Source organism: Streptomyces mirabilis, from assembly GCF_039503195.1.
GTDB lineage: Bacteria > Actinomycetota > Actinomycetes > Streptomycetales > Streptomycetaceae > Streptomyces > Streptomyces mirabilis_D.
Window position 1 is genome coordinate 1,031,381 of the sequence record NZ_JBCJKP010000001.1, and the last position, 17,525, is coordinate 1,048,905.

Annotated in this window: 17 protein-coding genes and 1 pseudogene; 5 read left to right on the forward strand and 13 right to left on the reverse strand. The window is 71.1% G+C overall.

Going from position 1 to position 17,525, the window contains the following annotated elements; genetic code table 11:
* Positions 1-24: 24 nt before the first annotated feature.
* The 8 genes from AAFF41_RS05220 to AAFF41_RS05255 form a co-directional block, all read right to left on the reverse strand.
* Entirely contained in the window at positions 25-1,242 is a 1,218-nt protein-coding gene (locus tag AAFF41_RS05220; protein ID WP_319751614.1) for an SPFH domain-containing protein, read from the reverse strand.
* Positions 1,243-1,253: 11 nt separating this feature from the next.
* Positions 1,254-1,505: a hypothetical protein gene (locus AAFF41_RS05225; protein WP_054235283.1), complete on the reverse strand. Its 252-nt coding sequence runs from the start codon at positions 1,503-1,505 to the stop codon at positions 1,254-1,256.
* Positions 1,506-1,612: 107 nt separating this feature from the next.
* Positions 1,613-2,494 carry a hypothetical protein gene (locus AAFF41_RS05230; protein ID WP_319751613.1) on the reverse strand — a complete coding sequence of 294 codons (882 nt, stop codon included), beginning with the start codon at positions 2,492-2,494 and terminating at the stop codon, positions 1,613-1,615.
* A gap of 132 nt (positions 2,495-2,626) precedes the next feature.
* A complete protein-coding gene (locus tag AAFF41_RS05235) occupies positions 2,627-3,541 on the reverse strand; it encodes an ROK family protein (protein ID WP_319751699.1) in 915 nt (304 codons plus the stop codon).
* A gap of 32 nt (positions 3,542-3,573) precedes the next feature.
* On the reverse strand, positions 3,574-5,238 hold the full coding sequence (locus tag AAFF41_RS05240) for an ABC transporter ATP-binding protein (protein WP_319751612.1): 1,665 nt from the start codon (positions 5,236-5,238) through the stop codon (positions 3,574-3,576).
* A complete protein-coding gene (locus AAFF41_RS05245; protein ID WP_319751611.1) occupies positions 5,235-6,116 on the reverse strand; it encodes an ABC transporter permease in 882 nt (293 codons plus the stop codon). The genes AAFF41_RS05240 and AAFF41_RS05245 overlap by 4 nt, the downstream gene beginning before the upstream one ends.
* Complete coding sequence (locus AAFF41_RS05250; protein ID WP_343323564.1) at positions 6,113-7,072, reverse strand: ABC transporter permease; 960 nt, start codon at positions 7,070-7,072, stop codon at positions 6,113-6,115. Before AAFF41_RS05250 ends, AAFF41_RS05245 begins: the two co-directional genes overlap by 4 nt.
* Before the next feature lie 4 nt (positions 7,073-7,076).
* A complete protein-coding gene (locus tag AAFF41_RS05255; RefSeq protein WP_343323565.1) occupies positions 7,077-8,870 on the reverse strand; it encodes a peptide ABC transporter substrate-binding protein in 1,794 nt (597 codons plus the stop codon).
* Between the two features lie 193 nt (positions 8,871-9,063).
* On the opposite strand from AAFF41_RS05255, the gene AAFF41_RS05260 reads away from it, so the two are divergent.
* Complete coding sequence (locus AAFF41_RS05260; RefSeq protein WP_319751608.1) at positions 9,064-10,302, forward strand: ROK family transcriptional regulator; 1,239 nt, start codon at positions 9,064-9,066, stop codon at positions 10,300-10,302.
* On the forward strand, positions 10,299-11,828 hold the full coding sequence (locus AAFF41_RS05265; protein ID WP_343323566.1) for a M81 family metallopeptidase: 1,530 nt from the start codon (positions 10,299-10,301) through the stop codon (positions 11,826-11,828). Before AAFF41_RS05260 ends, AAFF41_RS05265 begins: the two co-directional genes overlap by 4 nt.
* A gap of 875 nt (positions 11,829-12,703) precedes the next feature.
* Here AAFF41_RS05265 and AAFF41_RS05270 read toward each other — a convergent pair.
* On the reverse strand, positions 12,704-12,937 hold the full coding sequence (locus AAFF41_RS05270; protein WP_319751606.1) for a chaplin: 234 nt from the start codon (positions 12,935-12,937) through the stop codon (positions 12,704-12,706).
* Positions 12,938-13,133: 196 nt separating this feature from the next.
* Here AAFF41_RS05270 and AAFF41_RS05275 point away from each other — a divergent pair, with 196 nt between their 5' ends.
* A complete protein-coding gene (locus AAFF41_RS05275; protein WP_095856636.1) occupies positions 13,134-13,340 on the forward strand; it encodes a hypothetical protein in 207 nt (68 codons plus the stop codon).
* Between the two features lie 110 nt (positions 13,341-13,450).
* Here AAFF41_RS05275 and AAFF41_RS05280 read toward each other — a convergent pair whose 3' ends face one another.
* Together AAFF41_RS05280 and AAFF41_RS05285 are read right to left on the reverse strand one after the other, a co-directional pair.
* The gene (locus AAFF41_RS05280) at positions 13,451-14,101 is read right to left on the reverse strand and encodes a DUF4360 domain-containing protein (protein ID WP_099924705.1); all 651 of its coding nucleotides are present in this window, start codon (positions 14,099-14,101) and stop codon (positions 13,451-13,453) included.
* A gap of 252 nt (positions 14,102-14,353) precedes the next feature.
* Positions 14,354-14,926 (reverse strand): YbhB/YbcL family Raf kinase inhibitor-like protein, encoded by a 573-nt coding sequence (locus AAFF41_RS05285; RefSeq protein WP_319751605.1) that lies wholly within the window; start codon positions 14,924-14,926, stop codon positions 14,354-14,356.
* A gap of 139 nt (positions 14,927-15,065) precedes the next feature.
* On the opposite strand from AAFF41_RS05285, the gene AAFF41_RS05290 reads away from it, so the two are divergent.
* A complete protein-coding gene (locus AAFF41_RS05290) occupies positions 15,066-15,608 on the forward strand; it encodes a hypothetical protein (RefSeq protein ID WP_319751604.1) in 543 nt (180 codons plus the stop codon).
* Positions 15,609-15,624: 16 nt separating this feature from the next.
* Here AAFF41_RS05290 and AAFF41_RS05295 read toward each other — a convergent pair whose 3' ends face one another.
* Positions 15,625-15,837: an enoyl-CoA hydratase/isomerase family protein gene (locus AAFF41_RS05295; RefSeq protein ID WP_343323567.1), complete on the reverse strand. Its 213-nt coding sequence runs from the start codon at positions 15,835-15,837 to the stop codon at positions 15,625-15,627.
* Positions 15,838-15,910: 73 nt separating this feature from the next.
* Positions 15,911-17,197, reverse strand: coding sequence for a CaiB/BaiF CoA transferase family protein (locus AAFF41_RS05300; protein WP_343323568.1), 1,287 nt, complete (start codon positions 17,195-17,197; stop codon positions 15,911-15,913).
* Between AAFF41_RS05300 and AAFF41_RS05305 the strand changes: the two are divergent.
* Positions 17,127-17,525 (forward strand): annotated as a pseudogene (locus AAFF41_RS05305) (acyl-CoA dehydrogenase family protein); the annotation flags it as partial. The gene AAFF41_RS05300 and the pseudogene AAFF41_RS05305 sit on opposite strands and share 71 nt — an antisense overlap.

The following is a 17,525-nucleotide window of genomic DNA, read 5'->3' on the forward strand; positions in this document are numbered from 1 at the left end:
CCGTTGCGGTACGGGAACTTCGGGTCAGGTCGTCGAGGACGGACCGCCCTCCGGCTCGTTCCCGTCCCTGTCCTGCTGTTCCGGGGTCCGCCGGTAGCTCTGGAGCTCCAGCAGTCCTTCCGTCTTCTCCGAACGACCCCCGGACTTGTGGTCGCCCGTGTTCTGACCGTTCAGGTTCTGGCGGACCGAGTCCAGGATCGTCAGGCCCTGGGCGACCAGCCCGGCGGCGATCTCACCCAGGCCGTCCGCGCCGTTCAGGACGTTGACGTTGGCGCCGGCGAGACCGCCCGCGGCCTCCTTCACGATCAGCGGGAGCTGGTCGATCAGCATCCGGTCGAGCGCCACGCGGTCGTGCGAGGCGGCGGCCTCCGCCTGGATCTTCATGCGTTCCGCCTCGGCGATGGCGAGCACCTTGATCCGCTCCGCCTCGGCCTCGGCGGGCTTGACGATCTCGGCGACGAGCTGCTGCTGACGCAACTGGGCCGCCCGCTGGGCCAGTTCGGTCTGCGCGGCGAGCACCTCCTGCTGGGCGTGCGCCTGCGCCAGCGGTCCGGCCTGGGCGGCCTGCGCCTGCGCGCGGTCCACCTCGGCCGAGTACTCCGCCTTGACGACCGCGGTCTGCCGGGCGTACTCGGCCTGGTTGCGCGCGGCCACCTGTTCCGCCTCGACGGACGCCTGGGTGGCCTGGGCCTGCGCGATCTGGGCCTGGCGCTGGATGGCCGCCTTGTGCGGTGCGGACATGGCCTCGATGTAACCGACGTCGCCGTCGTCGATCGACTGGATCTGCAACGAGTCCACGATCAGGCCGATCTTGGCCATCTCGACCTTCGAGGTGTCCAGGACCTCGGCGGCGAGCTTCTGCCGCTCGGTGACGATCTCCTCGACGGTCATCGAGCCGATGATGGCGCGCAGATGACCGGCGAAGATCCGGCCGGTCAGCACCGACATCTGGTCCTGATCGGAGAGGAACCGCTGACCGGCGTTGATGATGCTCTCGTGGTCGTTTCCGACCTTGAACGCGATCACGGCGCGGACGTGCAACGCGATGCCCTGCCGGGTCACACAGGTCTCGGTGACCTCGGCCTCGCACATCGACAACGTGAGGAAGCGGGTCTTGCGAAAGACAGGGAGCACGAACTTTCCGTGCCCCGTCACCACTCGGAACGGCGCGCCCCCCAGTCCCCGCCTGCCTCCCGAGATCAGCATCGCCTCGTCGGGAGCGGGAACGCGGTAACCGAACATCCTGTTTCTCCTTAACCGGCGTCGACGGAGTCGCCGTCCAACGCGTCCAGCGGATCGACCCAGCGGATGACGTCGACCTCACGGCATCCTCGGGATTCGACCACGAGCACGGTAGCCCCTATGGGCAGGGGCTCCTGCGACCAGGCGAGGAAGGTCTCGGATCCGCCTCTGATCCGCACGAGGATCTCGCCGGGACCGGCGGTTCCCCGTGTGCCGATGAGCAGCTCCCCGGTACAACCGATCACGGCCTCGTCCTGCACCACTGTCGGCCGCCTCCCCATTGCTCTGGTTCTGCTTCCGACCTTAGACCTCCCCCACCTCGGACGCCTACGCTCCCGTCGCTGCCCGTGTCACTCCCCGCGTGCGGCGCTCAGCTCTTGGTGAACCGGTAGGTCTTGCTGTCGGTCAGTACGCAGAAGCCGGGCGACACGACGATCACGCGCAGTGTGCCGGTGCGCCGGTCGTAGTCGATGCCCTCGGCCTCGAAGGTGCCCGAGCAGGAGCTGCGCAGCGGGAGCTGACGCAGGGCGGTGACATGGCCCGTCACATCGCCGCTGCCACCGGGAGCGGCGGACAGGTCGATCTGCAGCAGCGGCTTGGTGATGCCGAAGAGGGTGCCCGCCGGGTCGTCGGAGGAGCACAGCAGCTGGGTCGCGGTGACGAAGTCGCAGCCCTGTACGTCACGGACGGCGTGGTCGAGGTTGATGGTGGAGGCCTGCGGGAGGTTGGCCGAGGGGGAGGTGCTCGGGTTCACGCCGGGGGTGGGGAACACCAGCAGCCGGGTCATCGTCCCCCACTCCCCCGACACCATCCACTGGCCGTCCGGGGAGATGGTGTCGAAGGAGTTGTTCAGCGCCTCGCCGGGGCTCAGCGCGTGGACGTACTCCGACCAGGCACCGCCGGGCGCCTGTACCCGGAACATCTTGGCGCTGCCGGAGTCGGCCTGGTACGGCTCGACGTAGTAGCCGTTGTAGGAGGCGTCCGGGTCACCGACGTGGTTCCAGCCGCGGCTGCTGACGCCGATCGGAATGGTGCCGATCCCGGTGTAGTGGTTGGGGCTGCCGGCCGGGACCTCGACCGAGGTCAGGCCCTGGCTCTCGGTCAGCGGGTCGGCGCGGTCGGAGCCCACCTCGGTCCAGGTGTCGGCGGCCGCGGCGGGCGTGGTGACGGAGACGGACAGCACGGCGGCCGTGGCGAGGGTGACGAGTCCGGCCAGGACCGCGTGACAACGTTGCCGGGCGGGCATGCGCATGAGGTGCTCCTCGGTGGGGGGTGCGGTTTCGGCGCACAGTCTGACCCGTCAACTGCGGTCATGTACAGACCAATTAAGGAGCGTTGGCCGTCAACTCACCGACCGGCCAACGGCAGTTACCCGCCCCGCCCCCTACACCCTTGTCACCGCCCCGAGTTCCGTCCGGGCCCGGGACGCCGCGCCGATCGCCACCGCACGGCTCCCCAGCCGGGCCCGTACGACCCGGACCGGCTGTCCGCTGACCGGTGGCTCGGCGGCGAGCGCGGCGGCGATCGACGGTTCGAGGAGGTCCCAGGCCCGGCTGACCCCGCCGCCGATCACGAAGGTCGTGAGGTCCACCAGACCCGCCGTGATCAGGATCGCGCGGGCGACTCCCGCCCCCGCGGCCTCGTAGACGGCGAGCGCGTCGGGGTCGCCGTCGACCGCCGCCCCGGCGATGCCCCGGGCGGTCAGGGAGCGCCCCGTCCGCTCGTCGTAGCGGGCCGCCAGGGAGCGGCCGGAGGCGAGCGTCTCCAGGTGGCCACGACCGCCGCACGTGCACGGCAGATCGCCGAAACCGGGGAGATGGCCGATCTCGCCCGCCGCCCCGTGCGCCCCCTCGAACAGCGCGCCGTCCAGCCACAGCGCGCCCCCGACCCCGGTGCCGAGCGTCATCCCGAGTGCGGCGGGCTCTCCCGCGACGGCCCCCTTCGCGACCTCCCCGCGCAGGAAGGCGTTGACGTCATTGTCCAGGAAGGCCGGTACGCCGAGCACTTCCTCGACCCTCGCCGTCACGGGGAACCCGGCCCAGGAGCGGAAGGAGTCGCTCGCCACGAGGACGCGGCCGGCCCGGCTGTCGACGACACCTGCCGCGCCGACGCCGACGCCGAGCAGCCGCGAGGGCACGCGTTCGCGGAGCAGATCCAGAGCGGCGAGCGCGGCGCCGACCATCGCCCGTCCACCCTCGGCCGCCGGTGTCGGCACCTCCACGGAGTCGACGACGGTCAGGTCCGCCGCGCAGAGCACGACCTGGGTGGTCGTACCGCCGATGTCGACACCGGCGTACACCTCGGGCGTCGGGGTGCGGTCCCCGGATACGGTCACGCCGTGACCCCCGTGGCGGACCGCCGTTCCTCGCGCCGACGGCGTTGCAGCACCGGGTCCGGCACGGGCACGGCGGCGATGAGCCGTCGCGTGTAGTCCGTGCGCGGGTGCAGGAGCGTGGTCGCGGTACTGCCCTCCTCCTCGATGCGCCCGGCCCGCAGGACGACCACGTGCTGGGCGAATTGCTGTACGACGGCGAGGTCGTGGGACACGAACAGGCAGGCGAACCCCAGCTCGCCCTGGAGCCCCGCGATCACCTCGAGGACCGACTGCTGCACACTCACGTCGAGCGCGCTCGTCGGTTCGTCCGCGACCAACAGCCGCGGCTCGAGGACCAGCGCCCGGGCGAGGCTCACCCGCTGCCGCTGGCCACCGGACAACTCGCGCGGACCCCGCCGGGCCAACTCCCTCGGCAGACGGACGAGTTCGAGTGCGTCCCCGACCCGGGTCCGGCGCTCGGCCGCCGGCATGCCCCGGCGGTGCACGCGCAGCGGCTCGGCTACGCACTCGGCCACGCTCATGCGTGCGTCGAGCGAGGCCACCGGGTCCTGCAGGACCACGCCGACGCCGGCCAGCAGGGCGCGCCGGGCCCGCCCCCGGATCCTGCCGAGGTCGGCGCCGAACAGCGACACCGAGCCGGACGACGGTGGTACGAGGCCCAGCGCGACGCGCGCCGCGGTCGACTTGCCCGAGCCCGACTCCCCCACCAGACCCACGGTCTCACCGGCCCCGACCGTCAGCGAGACGCCGTCGAGTGCGCGGACGGCGCGACGCCCGCGGCCGAACCGCACGCTCACGTCCCGCAGTGCGACCACCGGGTCCGCGGCGGGCCGATCCCCTTCGGTTCGCCGGGAGTCGGCCCCCGGCTCGGCGACGGCCAGTCGCGGCACCGCCCCGAGCAGGCGCTTGGTGTACTCGTGCGTGGGCCGCAGGAGCACCTCCTCCACCGGCCCCGTCTCCACGATCTCCCCCTGGAGCATGACCGCGACGCGGTCCGCGAAGTCGGCGACCACGCCCATGTTGTGCGTGACCAGCAGCACCCCCGTGTCGAAGTCGGCGGCGAGCGACCGCAACAGGTCGAGGATCTCGGCCTGCACGGTCACGTCGAGCGCGGTGGTCGGTTCGTCGGCGATGAGCAGGCTCGGGGCGTTGGCGATCGCCATGGCGATGACCACGCGCTGCCGCTGTCCCCCGGAGAGCTGGAACGGGAACGCGGACGCCCGTGTCCCCGGATCCGGGATGCCGACGCGGCGCAGGAGTTCGACCGCCTCCCCGGCGGCCTCCTTGGCCGTGACGGGACGGTGGTTGCGGATGACCTCGGCGATCTGGGCGCCGATGCGGGTGAGCGGGTCGAGCGCGGTCGCGGGTTCCTGGAACACCATCGACGCGGTGCGACCCCGTAGACCCGCGAGGTCGGCCTCGGTGGCGCCGACGACGTCGGTGCCACCGACGACGGCGTGGCCCGTGGCGCGGGCGGTGCCCGGCAGCAGCCCCATCGCGGCGAGCGCGACGGTCGACTTGCCGGAGCCCGACTCGCCGACGAGGGCGAGCGTCTCACCGGGCCGGACCCGCAGCGAGACCTCTCGTACCGCGGCCACTTCACCCGTCTCCGTGGAGAAGGTGACGCCCAGGTTCTCGATCCGCAGGATGTCGGCGGTCATCCGCGTCCCCTCACGTCGAAGGCGTCGCGCAGTCCGTCACCGAGGGCGTTGAAGGCGCAGACGACGAGGATGATGGCGAGGCCGGGCGGCACGATGAGCCACCAGCGTCCCGAGTACGCGGCTGTCAGACCGGCCGAGAGCATGCCGCCCCAGTCGGTCGACGGGGGTTGGACGCCCAGGCCGAGATAGGACACGTAGGCGACGAGGAGGATCGCGTCGGCGACCTGGAAGGTGGCGGCGACCACGACCGTCGAGACGGAGTTCGGCAGGATGTGCCGGCCGATCGCCCGGCCGTGCGTGCCGCCGATGGCGCGCAGTGTCAGCACGTAGTCCCGGCCCTTCAGGGTGAGTGTCTCGGCCCGGACGAGACGGGAGGGGACCAGCCAGGAGACCAGGCCGAGGATGACGACGAGCCCCCAGGAGTCCGGGGTGGTGATGGCGGAGACGACGAGGAGGATGAAGAGCGCCGGGATGGCGATTCCGGCGTCCACGACCCGCATCATCACGACGTCGATCCAACCGCCCGCGTAGCCCGCGACCGCGCCCCAGAGCGTGCCGATGACGGTCGCGAGCAGGCCGGAGGCGAGGCCGACGAGAAGGGACACCCTGCCGCCGTACATGAGGCGCCCGAGCTCGTCGTGTCCGACGGCGTCGGTGCCGAGCGGGTGCGCGCCGCTCGGCGCCAGGTTCACCTGGGTCAGGTGGGTGTGGGTCTGGTCGGTCGAGTGGAGCAGCGGGCCGGCGAAGCAGAAGAGCAGGAACAGGACGACGACCGTCAGACCCGCGACCGCGAGCCTGTTGCGCGTGAACCTGCGCAGGACGAGGCGGTGGCCGGCGGCCGCCTCCACGGTGGGTGTCACCGGCAATACCGCGCTCATGACCGGCCCGCCTTCACTCGGGGATCGACGATCCGCTGGACGATGTCGGCGAGCAGCGTGCCGACGACCGTCGCGACGGAGATGACGAGGACGCAGCCGAGCAGCACCGGATAGTCGGAGGACTGCGCGGCGCTCCAGAACAGCAGCCCCATTCCTGGGTAGTTGAAGAGCTGCTCGACGACGAGGGCCCCGCCGAAGAGGACGGGCACGTAGTAGCCGAGCATCGCGACGACGGGGGTCAACGAGTTGCGGAACACGTGCCGCCACAGGATCGCGCGGGGCCGGGAGCCGCCGGCCCGCGCGGTCCGTACGTAGTCCTCGGAGAGGTTCTCCAGGGTCGCGGCGCGCATGTACCGGCTGAAGACGGCGACCATGGAGGCGGCTCCCGCGACGACCGGCAGGACCAGCGCGTTCGGCTGCGAGAGCACCTGCCCGAGCGTGTCGCCCTGCGGCGCCTGCGAGGGGAACCAGGGCAGCAGCTGCGTGAAGACCAGGACCAGGACGAGCCCGAGGAAGTACACGGGGGTCGAGTACGCGACGAAGCTCAGCGTCGTGATGACGTAGTCCACCGGCTTGTTGCGCCGGACCGCCTGCCACATGCCGAGCGGGATCGCGAGCGCGAGCCCGGTCAGCGCGGACAGCACGGTGAGGACCAGGGTCTTCGGGAGACGCTGTTCGATGAGCCGGGAGACCGCCTCGTTCAGGGTGTACGAGGTGCCGAGGTCGCCGTGCAGCAGGGTGCGCAGGTAGGAGAGGTACTGGACGGGGAGCGAGCGGTCGAGGCCCTGCTCGTGGTCGAACTGCGCGATCTGCTGGGCCGTCGCCTGCGGGCCGAGAATCCCGCGCGCGGGTCCGCCTGGCAGCGCGTGCAGCAGGCAGAAGACCACCACCGTCACGATGAGGATCACCGCGAGGGACTGCAGGACGCGCCGGGTGAGATAGAGGAGGGTGTCCATGCGGTCAGCGGTTCCACTTCCACTGCGCCGGGTGGAAGTTGGCCAGCGAGTCCTGTGCGAAGCCGCCGAGGCCGTTCTTGACGACCGAGATCTGGTAGTCGGGCTCCGGCAGCCAGATGACCGGAAGGTCCTTGGCGACGGCCGCGCTGTAGTCCCGTACGGCCTGCGCGGAGTTCGACGTGGTGGAGGCCGTGATCAGCTGGTCGACCTCCCGGTTGGAGTAGCTGCCGAAGTTCGAGCCGCCCTTGCTCTGGAAGAGCGAGTCGCCGGTCGGGAAGGCGTTGAAGTACCAGCTGCCGGCGGTACCGAAGAACGACAGCTGCCACGCGCAGATCGACTGGCTCGCGGTGCACGGCGGGGTCTGGGACAGCACCGAGTTCACGGGCGCGGTCTTGATCGTGAACTTGATCCCGGTCTTCTCCAACGAGGACTGGATCGCGCTCATCATGTTGTCGGTGACGGTCGAGCCGGACTGCGACAGCACCTGCATCTGGAACCTGGTGCCCTGGGCGACCCCGTCACCACACTGTGAGGCACCCGCTCCCGGATCCGTGCACACCATGACTCCGCCCTGTTCGGTCCAACCGTGCCCGGTCAGCAGGGACTTGGCGGCCGCGGTCGAGAAGGGGTACGGATTGCCCTTCTGCGTGGGCGAGAGGAAGTCGCTCGACTGCGCCTGTGGGATCGGGCCGTAGCCGGGGACCGCGGTGCCGTTGAAGATGACCTTCGCCAGGCTGCTCTGGTCGATCGACCGCTGGACCGCCTGACGGGCGTACAGCTGCTTGAACACGGCGCCCATGGAGGGGTTGTTGAAGTTGTACGGCATGTAGGTGATCGCCCAGCCCGACCAGGGCTTGACCGTGTACCCCTGGGCGGTGAACCGGTCCTTCTGGTCGAGGTCGGTCGCCTCGATGTAGCCGTAGTCGACGCTCCCCGAGCGCAGTGCGTTCTTCTCGGCGTCCGCCGTCGTGAACGGGAGGAGGTTCACGGTGGCGATGTCCGGCTTCTCACCACCGTCGTACTTCTTGTTGGCGGTGAGCACGACCTTGCCCGCGGTCGAGAAGGACTTGACCGCGTAGGGACCGCTGGTGGTCTTCCACAGCGCGTCCTTCTCATAGCCGGAGATGTTCTTCGCGACGGTGTTGAGGTACGTCCACACCTGCTTGGCGCCGGCGGCCGTCCGGTCGGCGTCCGACACCGCGGCCGATGCGGCGGTCTTGTCCCATGCGTGCTGTGGGAGCGGGTTGATCGCGCTCAGCTCGTTGGCGAGCATCCAGTCGGAGTTGTAGACCTTGTCGAACGTGAGCGTGAAGTGGTGGTCGTCGACGGCCTTGAACGACGTCCAGTTGTCCGGCGCCTTGCCGGGGTTGTAGCCCGCCCACTGTTCCTTGTTCGCCTTGATGAGGTTGAACCAGAACTCCACGTCGCGCGAAGTGATCGGCTTGCCGTCGCTCCACCTGCGGTCGCCGAGTGTGAGGGTGACGCTCTTGCCGTCGGGGGCGAAGGCGGCGGCGGTGGCGACGGACCCGTTCTTGTTCCAGGCGATCTTGCCGGTCGAGCCGTCGTACGCGACGAGCGGCTCCCAAAGGCTGTTGGCGATGGAGATGTTGTTGGTGTTGAGGTGCGCCGCCGTGCCGATCGGCAGGATCCAGTTCGGGGTGAAGTTCGCGGGCAGCGCGTAGTTGATGGAGTCGGGGGACGTGGACGACGTGCCGCTCGTCCCGGAGCAGCCCGCGAGCAGCAGCGTGCCCGCCGAGACGACGGCACCGGCGACGAGTGTCGCGCGAGCAGGGGACATGACTCTCCTCGGGGTGAACAGGGGTGAACGAAGGGGCAACGGGCGTGGCGGAGCCAGTCAACGACCCGACTGTTCGAAGAAACAGACGCCCTGCTGTAAAAAGCCTGTTTCTGCTGTTCTGAAAAAAGTGGAGAGGTGGCTTCAGGGACGTACGCTCGGCATCCCGATCCCGTCGTCGGAAGTTACTTCGTCCATGCCTGAAAAAAGTGCGGTACACCGCAGGGGTGCCACGGGCGTCTCGTCCCTGGCCGCGCGCGTCCTCGAACTCCTCGCCTCCGGGCAGGCGACCACGCGCACCGAACTTGCCGATCTGCTCGGGGCCGCGCCCTCGACGATCTCCCTGACGGTCGGTCAGCTCGTCGCCCACGGGCTGGTGGCCGAGCAGGGCACCCGCTCCTCCGCGGGAGGGCGTCCGCGCAAGGTCCTGCGGCTCGGCGGCAGCGACGGATTCGCGGTCGCGGCCGAACTCGGGGGCAGACACGCGCACGTCGGTGTCGTGCTGCCGGGCGGCGGGCTCACGGACGTGTCGACGGTGCCGTTTCCGACGGCGGAGGGGCCCGAGACCGCGCTGCCCGGGCTCGCCGAGACTCTGGAGGGCCTCGCCGAGCAGCATGGACGGGAGCTGCTCAAGGGGGTCGGCCTCTCGCTGCCGGGCCCGGTCGACGTCGCCTCCGGAGTGGTGACACTGCCGTCGCGCATGCCCGGCTGGAACCGGTTCCCCGTCCGGGCCTGGCTCGAGGACCGCTTCGGCGTTCCGGCGGCGATCGAGAACGACGCCAACTGCATGGCCGTCGGCGAGCACAGTGTCCAGCCGGCCGAGCGCCGCCAGTCGATCATGGTGAAGATGGGTTCCGCGATCGGCGCGGGCGTCATCGCCGACGGGCGGCTCTACCGGGGCGGGACCGGCGCCGCCGGCGAGATCACCCACGTACGGGTCGAGGCGGGACACGACATTCCCTGCTCCTGCGGCAACACCGGGTGTCTGGAGACCGTCGCGTCGGGCGCGGCGCTGGTGCGCGTCCTGCGTGAGCGGGGGCTCGACGTCGACTCGATCGAGGACGTCGTCCGGTTCGCGTCCGACGCCGACCCGGAGGCGACCCGCGCCGTCCGTCAGGCCGGCCGCTACCTCGGCATGGTGCTGGCCGCCAACGTCAACTTCTTCAACCCGGACGCCGTGTACCTCGGCGGCATCCTCTCCACGCTCGAACCGTTCGTCGCCGCCGTCCGCAGTCAGCTGTACGAGGGGTGCCATCCGCTGGTGACCAAGCACCTGGTGATCGAGCGCGCGAGCCTCGGCGCGGACGCGGGGCTGGTCGGCGCGGGCCAGTTCGCGCTCCAACGGGCGCTGGTCCACGCACTCCAGGCCGTGACCGGAGCGGGAGCAGGAACGGGACCCCGTACCGACCAGCGCATACGAATCGAGGAGCCATGACGCACCCCCGTACCGCCGTCGACCGGCCCGTCATCGCCATCGCCGGACTCGGCATCGAGTCGTCGACGTTCTCCCCGGCGCGGACCGAGGCACCCGCCTTCCACCCACAGCGCGGCAAGGACGTCCTCACGCGCTATCCCTTCCTCACGCCCGGGACGCCCCTGCGTGCGGCGGCCTCCTGGCGCGGCGCGCTCGTCGGCAAGGCGCTGCCCGGGGGTACGGTGACGGCGGCCGCGTTCGCGGAGCTCTCCGCGGAACTCCTGCGGCGGCTCGGGGAGCTGCCGCGCCTCGACGGGCTCTGGTACGACATCCACGGCGCCATGACGGTGGAGGGCGTCGACGACGCCGAGGCCGTCCTGCTCGCCCGGATCCGCGAGACCGTCGGAGCCGACGTCATCGTGTCCACCTCCATGGACCTGCACGGCAACGTCTCGCGCGAGCTCGCGCACATGAGCGACCTCATCACCTGCTACCGGATGGCTCCGCACGAGGACCACATGGAGACGAAGGAGCGGGCCGCCCGTCATCTCGTGGATCTGCTCACCACCGGTGCGCCCCGGCCGGTCAAGGCCTGGATCCCGGTGCCCGTGCTGCTGGCCGGTGAGCAGACCTCGACGCGTATCGAGCCCGCCAGGAGCGTGTACGCGGCCATCGACGAGGTGGAGGCGACGGACGGCGTGACCGACGCCGCGATCTGGGTCGGGTACGCGTGGGCGGACGAGCCGCGCAACCGCGCCGCGGTCGTGGTCACCGGGCCGTCCGAGGCCGCCGTCGGGCGGGGCGCCGAGCGGCTGGCGCGCGGATTCTGGGAGGCGCGGCGCGCGTTCGCGTTCGTCGCGCCGACCGGGTCACTGGACGAGTGCCTCGCCGAGGCGCTGGCCTCCTCGCCCGACGCCCGGCCGTTCTTCATCAGCGACACCGGCGACAATCCGACGGCGGGCGGGGCGGGCGATGTCACGTGGGGGCTCGAACGCGTCCTCTCCCGGCCGGAGTTCAAGGAACCGTCCGGGCCGACGGTCATCTACGCCTCCGTGCCGGGGCCGGCCGCCGTCGAGGCCGCGGAGCAGGCGGGCGTCGGCGCGACCGTCACGGTCACGGCCGGTGCCGAGGTGGACGACCGGCACGCCGGGCCGCTCACCATGACCGGGGTGGTCCACGCGGTCCGGCACGGGGACCGGGACGCCGGGACGGAGGTCGTCCTGCGGGTCGGAAGCGTGTACGTGATCACCACGCGGCTCCGTAAGCCGTACCACTACGAGCACGACTTCACCGACCTGGCGCTCGACCCGCGCGGCGCCGACGTCGTCGTGGTCAAGATCGGCTATCTGGAACCGGAACTGTTCGCCATGTCCGCCGGCTGGAAGATGGCGTTGACCCCGGGCGGCGTCGACCAGGACCTCGTCCGGCTGGGCCACCACCGCATCCGCCGCCCCATGTTCCCCTTCGACCCGCACATGCCCGACCCGGACCTCACGGCCCGCATCATCCCCGCGTCGAACGAGCCGCTGGTCGGAACGGACGAGTGACCCACCGAGCGCCCCTCACCCAGACCCCCCACCGGGACGGGCGGCGCCCGCCGGGTCGGGGCAGACTGCCGGGCCGGGGGAAAGATCCCCGGCTCGGATGGCAGATCGCGGGGCCTGGTAGCGCTCCACCAGAACCAGTGGCTGCCTGCGGGTGACAGCCCGCCGGGACCGGTGGCCGCCTGCCAGAACGGGTGACGGCGCGCCGGGCCCGGGGCAGCCCGCCGGGTCGGGTGGCAGCCCGCCGGGATCGATGGCCATCCGCCAGGGCGAGCAGCGGTCCACCGACACTCGTGACAGTCCGCCAGGTGAGATCCTCCTCCGCCAGAACCGATGGCCGTCTACCAAGACCGGCGATCCGGCACCGAAGCCGTAGCCGTAGCCGTCCGCCAGGTCCGGTGGCCGTCCACCATGTCCGACAGCCGTTCGCCATAACCGGCGACCGTCCGCCAAAACGGGCAGCCGTCCGCCAAGACCGACGACACACGCCGAAGCCGATGATCGTCCGCCAGGACCGATGGCCGGCCGGCCTCCGGCATCGGTTCGCCAAGACCGACGACCGTGCGCCATAGCCGGGCCGTCCGCCAGGACCTCCGCCAGGACCGGCGACCCGGCGCCGAAGCCGGAACCGTCCGCCAGAACCGGTCCCCGTCCACCACATCCGGCAGCCGTCCGCCAGAACAGGTAGCCGTCCGCCAGGGACCGGCGACCGTGCGCCGACGCGACGGCCGTCCGCCAGGACCGGCAGTCGTCCGCCAGGGCACGAGACCACCCGCTCAAACCGATCGCCGTCCGCCAGGAAAAGACGGCCGTCCACCGGGAAACGGTGGCCGTCCGCCGGGCAGGGAAAGACCTGCCCGGCGCGGCGGTCAGCCGGTTCAGCTGTTCGTGCAGGTGTTCCCCGTCGCCGGGTTCAGCAGACTCAGCAGGTCGAGGGAGTTGCCGCAGAGGTTGAGGCCGAGGTCGAGGGGGATCTGGATGACGTTGCCGGACAGGACACCAGGACTGTTCGCGGCGACACCGACCGGGTTGGGGTCGGCGGCGGCGGTCCCGGCGGTGGCCAGCAGGGCCACACCTGCCAGCCCGGCGGCGGCCATCAGACGAATACGCATTACGTGCTCCGATCAGTCGCAGGGGTGCGAGTGCTTCCACCATCACCTCCGCGACCGACGACCGACATCGTTGTACGTCCGAATGGGGCGCGGGCACCCCGAACCCTCCCTGAACAGCGTCCGCACAGGGCGTGTCGCGCGGGGTGTGCGGAATGCCCGTAGCGTGAGAACAGGTCAGGTGGAAGAGGGAGAGATCATGCCAACAAGCCAGCCCGATTCGTCCTCACCGTCCGACGACAGGGCGACCCCCGACACGCTGCTGCACACCGGCTCCGAAGGCCCCGTGACCGCCGAGGACATGGTGCTCGCCGCGGGTCGCGACCTCAGTCCGAAGAACCTCGCCTGGGCCGAGCGCAGGCTGCGGGAGGACGGACCCACAGCCATCGAACGACTGCTTCCCTAGCTCGCCCGGCTACCCGACTACCCGCCTACCCGGCCACCCAGCTCGCCGGCTCCACTTGACCGGCTCCGATGCGGCGGAGCCGGTCAAGGTCGTGCCGACGGAGCGGGGGGTCAGGAGGCGGGACACTCCTTCCAGGCGAGGTGGTAGATGGTGCTGATGTCACCGTCCGTGGAGTCCATGGTCATGAAACTGCTGCTGCCGGGCGTGGACGTGCCCGCGTTGACACGCAGCTCGGTGTTGATGTTGAAGTTCCGCTGGACACCACAGGGTGCCCACACCAGTTGGGCCCAGTCGGTGACGTCCGTGGACTGCCAGTTGTCGTTGTAGGGGCCGCGGAAGGGGTGGGTGATGGCCGCCGTGCTCGACGAGCCCTGGAAGTAGTACGAGGCCTTCTCGGTGCTGCTCGCGCCCGACTGGAGTGCGGCGAAGCCGCGGTAGTCCGCGCTGGCGATGGCGTACGTGAAGCCCTGCGGCACGTGGACGATCAGGTTGAGCTGGCAGTTCTTGCGGAAGGCGGTGGGGTCGGAGTTGCCTCCGACCTGGGCGAGGTAGTCGCTGTAGGTGACCGTGAAGGCCGTGTTGTCGGGGGAGACCGCGACGGCGGCGGTTCCCTGCGGGCAGCCGGAGCCGTTCACGGTGGCGACCTTGATGACGATCTTGTCCGGGGGCGGGTCGACGATCCCGGAGGACGGGTCCGGACCCGGTAGTGCGGTGGCGAACAGGGCGGCTATCGCGCCACCCAGAAGCAGCCCACCAGCCATGGTGCTCCAATCCGTTGCGTTGGTGTCTACGGCGGCACGGAACGTGTGCCACCGTGAATTGGGGGTGCGGCGCCTCACGCGGACGTGCGGCGCCGTCGCAGACCAGTGCGTTGGATCAAGCGCGGATCGTTGAAGCATGGACATGTCAAGCACATGCCTGTGCGACCCCGCCCTGTGAAGGAGCTGTGAAGGCCGGGATCGACCGCATCGTATGTACGCCCGTCACGCTTGGGCAGGGCGATCTCCGGCCATTCAGCCCGTACGTCCGTAGCGCCCGACCAGGGTGCCGGAGCCCACGGTGTGACCGGCCAGCGCACGCCGTACGGCGTCGACAGTGGCGTCCCCGGGAAGGTGCAGCCTCACGTCGGCGGCGAGGACCGAGAAGACGTAGTGGTGGGGTTTGCCGGCGGGCGGGCAGGGACCGCCGTAGCGGCGCTGCCCGAAGCCGTTGCGGCCCTGCACGGCGCCCTTCGGGACGGCGCCCGCACCCAGCGTCGTCTCGTGCGGGTCGACGCCCCACATGAGCCAGTGCACGAAGGTGCCGGACGCGGCGTCCGGGTCCTCGGCCAGCACGACCAGCTCGGCCGCGCCACCCGGCACACCGGAGAGACGCAGCGGCGGGGACACGTTCGCACCGTCGCAGGTGAAACGGCGTGGGACGGTGCCGCCGTCCCCGAAGGCCGGGCTCGTCACCGCGATCGCCCTCGAGGCGCCCGGCGTCGGTGCCGCGGACGCGGCGGGTGTCCCCGAGGCACCCCCGCACCCCGCGGTGAGGGCCACCACGGCTGCCGTCACGACGGTTCCGAGCCAGTTCCCACGGCGCATGTCCGCCACGTTAGCGCCGGGCGTGCGACCCGGGTGGGCAACCGGGCCGCACGACTCCGCTCCCCGGCGTCGGGCGGCGCGCTTCGAGAATCCCGCGCCGCCTCACCGCTCCCTGCGCGCCCCTGCGACACTGAAGGGCATGGAGCCCCGACACCTCAGAATCGGCCGCCGTCGCATCTGGATGCTCAGCGGGGCCTGCCTGCTCGTGCTCGGCCCGATCGGCTACTTCCTCGGTGGCTGGATTCCTCTTACCGCGCTCACCGTCTCCCTCCTCGCGGCCACCACCGTGGCCCACTGGAAGGCCGCCGCCTGGCTCGGACCCGCCATCGCGCGGGGACAGCGGGAGAGCCGCCGGGACGTGGCGACCTTCTGCGTGGTCATCGCGGTCAGCGGCTACGCCCAGCCCCCGGCGCGGCCCGCGCCCACCGCCGAGGAACTGACGGCACTGCGCCTGGAGGCGTACCGGGCCGCGGCGCACGACGACCTCGCCGAGGATCTCCGGGGCCTGGCGGCCGACGCGCTGGCCGCCGCCGACACCGCGCACACCGAGGACACCCCGGTGGCCTGGCGGGCGGCACGCGCGAGCGCCGAGCGCCTGGCGCACTCGGCACAGGAGGGCAACCCGTACGTACGCCAGCTCCTCATCCAGTGGGTCGAGGGCAACCCGGCCGCGGACCGCTAGGACAGGTCGCACACGCTCACGCAGGGCCGTCGCGTTCGCACTCCTCGCAGTCGAGGGACAGCCCGCGCCGCGCGAAGATCTGCGAGAACCTCGATTCCGGGGTGGCAACCACCAGATCGCACCCGAGCGCCAGGTTCCAGCCCGCGCCCACCGCCGCCCCGCTGGCCCTGGCGACGCTCGGGACGGGCAACTCGTGCAGCAGCAGGGTCACTTCGCTCAGGGTGCGCATCCGGTACATGGGGTGCGCGGCACTGAGTCCCCCGAGATGTCCGCGCCGGAGCAGAACGCGCCACCGGCCCCGGTCAGCACGAGTGCCCGTACGGACCGATCGTTCCCCCGCGTCCGTGAGCGCGTCCCGCAGGGCGCGCCACAACTCCTCGTCGATCGCGTTCCTGCGGTGCGGACGGTTCAGCGTCAACGTCCGTACGCCGCCCGAGTCGTCGCGGAGCAGCACCGGCTCCTCGCTCACAGCGACTCCCCGTCGGCGCCGATCCCCAGCTCGGCGAGGACGGCCGCGGTGTGTTCGCCGAGAGCCGGGATCGACCCCATCGGCTGCTCGTAGCGGAGACGACCGGGGGTGGCAGCAGCGCAGGCACCGGACCGCCCGGCGTGTCGATCTCGCGCCAGCGGTCGCGGGCCGTCAGATGCGGGTGCGCGACGACCTCGCTCGGGGTGTTGTAGCGGGAGTTCCCTATCCCCGCGGCATCCGCACGGTCCTGGACGTACGCCAGATCATGACGCGCGCACCAGGCGCCGATCTCCGCGTCGTGGACCTCGCTGTGCGCGACCCGGCCGGAGTTGCTCCGCAAGCGCTCGTCGTCCGCCAGGTCCGGGCGGCCGAGCAGCTCACGCGCGAGCCGCTGCCACTCGCCGTCGTTGGTCGTGCCGAGGACGACGGTGTGACCGTCGGCCGTGGGACAGGCACCGTACGGCGCCACCGCGGGCGAGCCCATGCCCTTCGGCTCCTGGTCCACGCCCGTGTGCCGGGTGTAGGTCAGCGAATAGCCCATCAACTCCGTCATGGTGTCGAACAGGCTGACCGCGGCGGACGTGGGCCCCCGCACCCGGCCGCGCTCCTTCCCGCAGAACAGCGCCGTGATCGACAGGGCGGCGTACAGGCCGGTGCTCACATCGGCCATCGGCGGTCCCGCCTTGGCCGGCGCGCCCGGTCGGCCCGTGGTCGCGCACGCTCCCGACTCGGCCTGGACCAGCAGGTCGTAGGCGCGCTTGTGGGAGAGCGGCCCGCCGGACCCGTACCCGTCGATCTCCACCGCGATGAGCCCGGGACGACTCACGGCCAGGTCGGCCGGGGCGATGCCGAGTCTCGCGGTCGCGCCGGGCGCGAGGTGGGAGACCAGGACGTCGGCGCGGTCGAGCAGTCGGCGCAGCACCGCCATCCCGGCCGAGGACTTGAGGTCGAGGGCCACCGACTCCTTGCCCCGGTTGAGCCAGACGAAGTGGGCCGCGAGGCCGCCCACCACGTCGTCGCAGCGCCGGGCGAAGTCGCCGCCCCGGACGGTCGGCTCGGTCGCGCAGGCGAAGGCGGCACTCGAGACGACCCTCGAGTACGTCAAGGAGCGGCAGGTCATCGGGACTCCGGTCGCCTCCTTCCAGAACACGAAGTTCGAACTCGCCGCGGTGGCCTCCGAGATCGAGGCCGCGCAGACGATGCTCGACCGCGCGGTGCGCGAGCTCGTCGACGGCGACCTCTCCGGCGCGGACGCGGCCAAGGTCAAACTGTTCTGCACGGAGATGCAGGCACGCGCGGTCGACCGCTGTCTGCAACTCTTCGGGGGGTACGGGTACATCCTGGAGTACCCCATCGCCCGGCTGTACGCGGATGCGCGCATCACCCGCATCTACGCCGGTACGAGCGAGGTCATGAAGGTCATCATCGCCAAATCCCTGGGACTGTGA

Coding starts and splice junctions, on each gene's coding strand:
- AAFF41_RS05265 (WP_343323566.1), top strand. CDS start 10,299: ATGACGCACCCCCGTACCGCCGTCGACCGGCCCGTCATCGCCATCGCC.
- AAFF41_RS05275 (WP_095856636.1), top strand. CDS start 13,134: ATGCCAACAAGCCAGCCCGATTCGTCCTCACCGTCCGACGACAGGGCG.
- AAFF41_RS05295 (WP_343323567.1), bottom strand. CDS start 15,837: ATGCGCACCCTGAGCGAAGTGACCCTGCTGCTGCACGAGTTGCCCGTC.
- AAFF41_RS05300 (WP_343323568.1), bottom strand. CDS start 17,197: ATGACCTGCCGCTCCTTGACGTACTCGAGGGTCGTCTCGAGTGCCGCC.
- AAFF41_RS05290 (WP_319751604.1), top strand. CDS start 15,066: ATGGAGCCCCGACACCTCAGAATCGGCCGCCGTCGCATCTGGATGCTC.
- AAFF41_RS05270 (WP_319751606.1), bottom strand. CDS start 12,937: ATGCGTATTCGTCTGATGGCCGCCGCCGGGCTGGCAGGTGTGGCCCTG.
- AAFF41_RS05285 (WP_319751605.1), bottom strand. CDS start 14,926: ATGCGCCGTGGGAACTGGCTCGGAACCGTCGTGACGGCAGCCGTGGTG.
- AAFF41_RS05255 (WP_343323565.1), bottom strand. CDS start 8,870: ATGTCCCCTGCTCGCGCGACACTCGTCGCCGGTGCCGTCGTCTCGGCG.
- AAFF41_RS05280 (WP_099924705.1), bottom strand. CDS start 14,101: ATGGCTGGTGGGCTGCTTCTGGGTGGCGCGATAGCCGCCCTGTTCGCC.
- AAFF41_RS05240 (WP_319751612.1), bottom strand. CDS start 5,238: ATGACCGCCGACATCCTGCGGATCGAGAACCTGGGCGTCACCTTCTCC.
- AAFF41_RS05260 (WP_319751608.1), top strand. CDS start 9,064: ATGCCTGAAAAAAGTGCGGTACACCGCAGGGGTGCCACGGGCGTCTCG.
- AAFF41_RS05245 (WP_319751611.1), bottom strand. CDS start 6,116: ATGAGCGCGGTATTGCCGGTGACACCCACCGTGGAGGCGGCCGCCGGC.
- AAFF41_RS05220 (WP_319751614.1), bottom strand. CDS start 1,242: ATGTTCGGTTACCGCGTTCCCGCTCCCGACGAGGCGATGCTGATCTCG.
- AAFF41_RS05250 (WP_343323564.1), bottom strand. CDS start 7,072: ATGGACACCCTCCTCTATCTCACCCGGCGCGTCCTGCAGTCCCTCGCG.
- AAFF41_RS05230 (WP_319751613.1), bottom strand. CDS start 2,494: ATGCGCATGCCCGCCCGGCAACGTTGTCACGCGGTCCTGGCCGGACTC.